Consider the following 6,444-nt stretch of genomic DNA (forward strand, 5'->3'; position numbering starts at 1 on the left):
TCCACCATTCCCGGTGCCCCATGGGGCGTCACTGCTGGACGCCCGCAACTGGCGGTGCTAACGTAGCTCAAGCGCCCGGCGCCATGCCGCTCCGCCCGCCTCTCCCAGATCCTTCCCTCCTTTAGTTCCATCAACGGCGCCCAGCGAGGATTGCCCGTGTCCGAAAACGAAACGAACGATAGCGGCCAAGGCGCCGCTGCCGAAGGCCGTCCCGAGCCCCGGCAAAGAACCCCGCGTGGCCAGCAGGCGCAGGCGCCGCAGGACAGCGCGCCCGTGGCCGCGGAAGCGCGCCATGAAAGCACCGAATCCCCGGCCGGCGACAATGTCGACGGCAACGCCGCGCCCGCGCAGCCCGGCGGCCAGCAACAGGGCCAAGGCCAGAACCAGGGTCAAGGCCAGGCGCGTCGCGGCCGACGCGACCGCCGTGGCGGCCGCCATGGCGGCGGCGGCAACCCGCAGGGCAACCGCGGCAACTTCGACGACGAGGAATACGACGAGTCGAAGAACGGCGGCGGCAACGGCCCGCTGATCGACCTCAACGACCTCAAGCGCAAGAACGCGGCTGAGCTGCTCGCGCTCGCCGAAACCCTCGGCGTGCAGGAAGGCGTCGCACGTGCGCGCAAGCAGGACATCGTCTTCTACATCCTGAAGGCGCATGCGCGCGCCGGCGGCGGCATCTACGGCGAGGGCGTGCTGGAGATCCTGCAGGACGGCTTCGGCTTCCTGCGCGGCTTCGACGAGTCCTATCTCGCCGGCCCGGACGACATCTACGTCTCGCCGTCGCAGATCCGCCGCTTCAACCTGCGCACCGGCGACTACATCACCGGCCGCATCCGGCCGCCGAAGGAAGGCGAGCGCTACTTTGCGCTGCTCAAGGTCGACCACATCAACGGCGAACCGCCGGAAGCGTCCAAGAACAAGGTCCTGTTCGAGAACCTGACCCCGCTGTTCCCGCGCAAGGCGTTCCACCTCGAACGCGGCAACGGCTCCAGCGAGGACATCACCGGCCGCATCCTCGATCTGGTCGCGCCGATCGGCCGCGGCCAGCGCGGCCTGATCGTCAGCCAGCCGAAGGCCGGCAAGACGATGATGCTGCAGAATGTCGCCCAGGCGATCGTGTACAACCATCCGGATGCGCACCTGATCATCCTGCTGATCGACGAGCGCCCCGAGGAAGTCACCGAGATGCGCCGCGGCGTGCGCGCCGAGGTGATCTCCTCGACGTTCGATGAACCGGCCGTGCGCCACGTGCAGGTCGCCGAGATGGTGATCGAGCGCGCCAAGCGCCTGGTCGAGCACAAGAAGGACGTGGTGATCCTGCTCGACTCGATCACCCGCCTCGCACGTGCCTACAACACCGTGGTGCCGAGCTCCGGCAAGGTGCTGACCGGCGGCGTCGACGCGAACGCGCTGCAGCGCCCGAAGCGCTTCTTCGGCGCCGCGCGCAACGTCGAGGAAGGCGGCTCGCTGACCATCATCGCGACCGCGCTGATCGATACCGGCTCGAAGATGGACGAGGTGATCTACGAGGAGTTCAAGGGCACCGGCAACATGGAAGTGCACCTGAACCGGCGCATCTCCGAGAAGCGCGTGTACCCGTCGATCGACATCAACCGCTCCGGCACGCGCCGCGAGGAACTGCTGATCGACCCGGACCAGTTGCAGAAGATCTGGATCCTGCGCAAGCTGCTGCATCCGATGGACGAGCTCGCTGCGATGGAGTTCATGCTCGACAAGATGAAGAACACGAAGACCAACGACGAGTTCTTCGGGTCGATGAAACGCGGCTGATCCTCGCTCCGCTTGACACGTTCAAAACGAAGGCCGGCATATGCCGGCCTTCGTCATTGCGACCATCGGATGCGGTTACTGCGTGGCGATGCAATCGTCGTTCTGGGCAGCCGCACTACTGTACTTGCCGCTCTGGGTATTGACTGCGGCGCGTGACGGCGCGCTCGCCGGGTGTAGTTACGCTCGCACGCGAGCGTGAACGCATGCCTCGCCGCTTTCGCTACGAGTGAGGGGACAAGCAACGGCTTGTATCGTCGATGCGACGCTCATGCCTCAACCGGAAAAATGAACCTGACCCGTTTCCCCAACCGCATGACGCGATGCGGTTGAGCCGATCACGCCGGAGTCACGGCGGACAATGCAAATCGGGCCGGCTCAAAGTCGCAAGGCGCTCAAGCGTGGAATGACCGCAACCGCGATGGCATCAAGACCCGAGATAGTGCCCAACCGCGGCAGAACCTCAAAACCATCGGCGAAAATCACGTCGCGTATGACCTCGATCACGAGCAAGCGCTCGGAAACCGCGCTGCCCGAGGCTCCCCGCACCGTCAGCCGCACCGTGTACAGGCCGGATTGCGAATAGGCGTGGCTCGGCTCGCGCTCGCTGCTGACATTGCCGTCACCGAAATCCCAGGACCAGCTCGACACGTCACCCGCACTCAGGTCGATGAAGTTGACCGGCTCGCCGAGTTTGGCGCGCAAGCGATCTGCGGTGTAGTGCGCGGAAAGGGCGCGCGCCTCGATGCGCGGCGTGGACCCTGTCACGACTCTCACCCGACCGGGGTCAGACAACGGCAAACCATCCAGCAGCAGCGTTCCCTGATTGACCGCGGTGAGATTAGTGACAGGCGTCTGCAGATCGGTGTTGGCGAAGCGTAGCGTACCGCGGCCCAGATCCTGGCGGCCTTTCGGCGAGCTGGTCGCGGACGGACGCCCCGCATCCGCAACCATGGCCGCACTGACCACGTCGAGCCGCGCCCGGTCGTAGACCTGGCAGAGATTGCAGACGAGCTGCGTCTGCGTGGTGACGCCAGGGCGTCCCACCGGACGTCCCACGATCAGTTCGCTGCCCTCTTCTGCATTAGCCTCGTTGACCTTGCTGTTCTGAACCAGCACGCGGTCGGTACCTCGGGTGTAGATATTGAGCATCGAGACCTGCGTATTCTCGATGCTGATGGACGAACCGAAGTCGTTGAGAAGTGCGCTGTAGGGGCCGATTCCGGTGATGCGATCGAGGATGCGCAAGCGACCGTCCAAGGTGCCGGGGGTGTGGATGCTGAGTACGGCGTCACTGCAATTGCGCAAGATGACGCTGGCGTTGGGCAGCACATCGACTTGATAGCCGACGACGTTGGCGTTGGTCAGCTGGAGGCGCCAGCCGCCGGAGGACGTGAATGGGCGCGTTACCGTACCGCTGGCAAGTCCATCGAGGGTGGTCGTGGTGTTCTGCTCGAAGAAGAACACCGGATAAAGCGACGCGTTCGTCACGCTCGCTTGAGCGCGGCCGTGCATTTGGAGTTCTTCGATGTCGCCGCCAGTGACGTCGATACGCGCATCATCGAAGAGGCCGATGCCCGTGTGGTTGGTGATCTTGCTGGTGCCGGAAACCAACATGCGTGGCGCTGCGGCGCCGACGTTGGCGAGGTTGATCGAGTATTGGCCGCCGACACTCTCGATGAGGCTCGACCGCACATCCAGCGTGGAGTTGCCGCTGATCTCGATGTGCCTGTGCTCGTCGTAATCGAGGTTCAGGCGCAAGGTGGCGTTGTCGAGGATCAGCTTGCCGCCGTTGATCACATACACGCCGTCGACGTCGCGCAAGCCGCTGATCGTCTCCGTTGTGCCGTCCACCACCAGATCGGCCGCCGCCGCCGGCAGAGCCGCGGCCGTGAACACCGCGCCGAGCGCAAGCAGCGCGCACAGACGGGGCGTGGAAGTGGCCCGAATATCCGGGCGCTGGTGAATACGCATGCATCTTCCTTACTGGTTGCGCGGACAGGGACCGCGGGGAAGATCCTAGGCTGCACGCCCTTATGCGAAGCTTACGGTGACGGCCGTAGCCAAGGTGAATTCAGGCCCTGGGATCGGATGAACCCATCCGAGCGTCCGCGATCCAGTGGACCGCTCGCCAGGGCAACTGTGTCGACGAGTCTGAAGAAGTTGAAGGTGGACTTATCCAGACTGTTCCTGGATTATCCGGGCCGATCGCACGTTGGCACTTTTGCCCGCGATGAACGTTGAGAATGCGCTTACTCGTCATCGAAGACTCCAAGATCTTGCGCGAAAGCCTCGTAGTCGGCCTGCGCGACGCCGGCTATGCGGTCGATAGCGCGGCGGACGGCGAAGAAGGGTTGTGGGCGGCACGCGAGATCGACTACGACGTGCTCATCGTCGATGCCATGCTGCCCAAGCGCCATGGTTTCGAGGTCGTTCGCGAGGTGCGCGCCAGCGGGCGGCCCGGTGCGATCCTCATGCTCACCGCGCTGCAAGCGATCCACGACCGCATCGACGCGCTCGACCTTGGCGCCGACGACTATCTGACCAAGCCGTTCGACTTCGGCGAGCTGCTGGCGCGCGTGCGCGCTCTGTTGCGCCGGTGCTACGGGCAAAGCAGCGAGAAGATCGCGATCGGCCCGTTCGTCCTCGACACCGCGCGCAAACGCGTCACGCGCGACGGCGCGAATATCCCGCTGCGACCGCGTGAATACGCCGTGTTCGAGTATCTCGCGCGCCGTCGCGGCGACGTGGTGAGCGCGAGTGATCTCGAAACGCATCTGTACGATGAAAGCACCGAGCTTTCCAGCAATACCATCGAAGCCGCCATATCGATGCTGCGCAAGAATCTCGATCGACCTGGCGAATCTTCTTTGATTCGCACGCGACGCGGCATGGGCTACGAGCTGATCTGCGAATGAGCACGCTGCGTGCCGGCGTGGCCCGCCGCGTCGCCCTTTCGGTGGGTGCCAGCGCCGCGCTCGTTTTGTTGCTGCTCTACCTGCTGCTGCGTCAGCAGTTGATCATGCAGTTCGACGACGAGTTGCGCGCCGACCTGCGCATGATCGCCAATATCACCAACGTCTACCGCAATGGCGACCTCTACGTGAACCTCGATGCCGACGTACAGGTCGACTACGGCGAGCACGGTGACAAGCTGTACGAAGTGCTGGACAGCGATTCCACCGAAGTGGTCGATTCGTCGCCTCTGCTGGAAGAGAAGGGCTGGCGCGTCACCTTCCCGCACCCTCGCGATCAGGTTGCGATTCTGGAGCACACGCTGACGGATGGCCGTGTGTTTCGTCTGGCCGGGCGACGCATGGAGGCGCAATGGGGCGGGGACGAAAACACCTCGCCCCCGAAGGATTTGAAGGAAGTTGAAGTCATCGTCATTGCCGGCCGCGACCGTGCACCGCTGGATACAGCGCTGTGGCGCCTCGCGTCGACGTTCATTGCGGCAGAGCTCGTATTTGCGCTGGCGGCGGGATTCGGCGCTTTCCACGCCGCAAGCAAGGGCTTGACCCCGTTGTCGACGCTGACCGCCGAATTGGACAAGAGTCCGATCGAAGTGCGAGCGCGGCCTTTCGCGGAGGCGGGTCCCGCCGAGATAGGTTCGGTCGCGCGCGCGCTCAACCGGCTGCTCGGTCGAATCAACATGACAATGGCGCGCGAGCGACGCTTCCTTGCCGATGCCGCGCACGAACTCAATACCCCGCTCGCCGAGTTGCGCACGGTCAACGATGTCGCCTTGCTGCGCTCCGATAGCATCGAGCGTTTGCATCACGCGGCAACGGTCAGCCGCGATGTCGCCGCGAAACTCGGCGAAACGCTGAAAACCCTGTTCGCGCTGTCGCGTGGCGAAGCGGGAATCGAGCCGTCACGCGCCATCGCGATAGGCAATCTGCTGCGCGAGCTTTGGGCCAATGCGCAGGCGCGATTGCCACAACGCAGGCTGGTATTGGAAGCCTCAGCTTCCTGCGATGTCGAATGGTATCTGCCGCCCACCGCGATGCGCGGGCTCATCAAGAACCTGATCGACAACGCCGTGGCGCATGCGCCGAGTGGCAGCACCGTGCGAGCGAGCGCACTCGAAAAGCGCGACGCGAAAATCCTGATTCTGGAAAACGCAGCACCTGATCTCGATGCGGAAGACATTTCGCGCTTGTTCGAGCCGTTCTGGCGCAAGGAAGCAGCGCATACGGATCGTGGCCACGCAGGTCTGGGGCTCACCCTCGCGCAGGACTATGCCGAAGCGATGCGCGCCTCGATCGTCGCCGTGCTCACACCCGAGCATATCCTGCGGTTCACTTTGCGCTGGCCGCTGTACGTCGTCGATTAGCAGGCCGTTGAGGCGAGTCGAGCGATGCGCGGAGCGGATGTGCAGCAGCTGGGGATGTATGCTTTAGCAGCCTGGCCTGAGCAGAAACCGCTGGGTCATTACATACAGGCCATCCGTGCGCACGTCCAGCAGCAACGCGTGCTCGGCACGTCGCGTTTCCAGGCCTCGATCCAGGAGATGAGCGGGCGCTGTGCCTCTGTCCGCCCACGCGGGCGGCCGACGCGCAACCCTGAAAAATGAACCTGAAAACTCATGCCGCCGCCGCCTGTGCGTGGCGGTAAGTTCGCGACCGCGACGTCCGAACACCCGCAACGCGACAG

4 protein-coding genes are annotated in these 6,444 nt (G+C 64.1%); 3 read left to right on the forward strand and 1 reads right to left on the reverse strand.

Going from position 1 to position 6,444, the window contains the following annotated elements; translation table 11 throughout:
- The first annotated feature begins 108 nt into the window (after window positions 1–108).
- Window positions 109–1,791, forward strand: a complete 1,683-nt coding sequence (rho, locus tag ABD002_RS19430) for a transcription termination factor Rho (protein ID WP_379989310.1) — start codon at window positions 109–111, stop codon at window positions 1,789–1,791.
- 375 nt (window positions 1,792–2,166) lie between these two features.
- Here the strand turns inward: rho and ABD002_RS19435 are convergent, their stop codons facing one another.
- Window positions 2,167–3,762: a PKD domain-containing protein gene (locus ABD002_RS19435; protein WP_343794244.1), complete on the reverse strand. Its 1,596-nt coding sequence runs from the start codon at window positions 3,760–3,762 to the stop codon at window positions 2,167–2,169.
- Between the two features lie 272 nt (window positions 3,763–4,034).
- On the opposite strand from ABD002_RS19435, the gene ABD002_RS19440 reads away from it, so the two are divergent.
- Complete coding sequence (locus ABD002_RS19440) at window positions 4,035–4,706, forward strand: response regulator transcription factor (RefSeq protein ID WP_343794246.1); 672 nt, start codon at window positions 4,035–4,037, stop codon at window positions 4,704–4,706.
- A complete protein-coding gene (locus ABD002_RS19445) occupies window positions 4,703–6,124 on the forward strand; it encodes a sensor histidine kinase (protein WP_343794248.1) in 1,422 nt (473 codons plus the stop codon). Before ABD002_RS19440 ends, ABD002_RS19445 begins: the two co-directional genes overlap by 4 nt.
- The last annotated feature ends 320 nt before the right edge of the window (window positions 6,125–6,444 follow it).

Origin of the sequence: Dokdonella soli (assembly GCF_039523175.1) — a bacterium.
Classification (GTDB): domain Bacteria; phylum Pseudomonadota; class Gammaproteobacteria; order Xanthomonadales; family Rhodanobacteraceae; genus Dokdonella_A; species Dokdonella_A soli.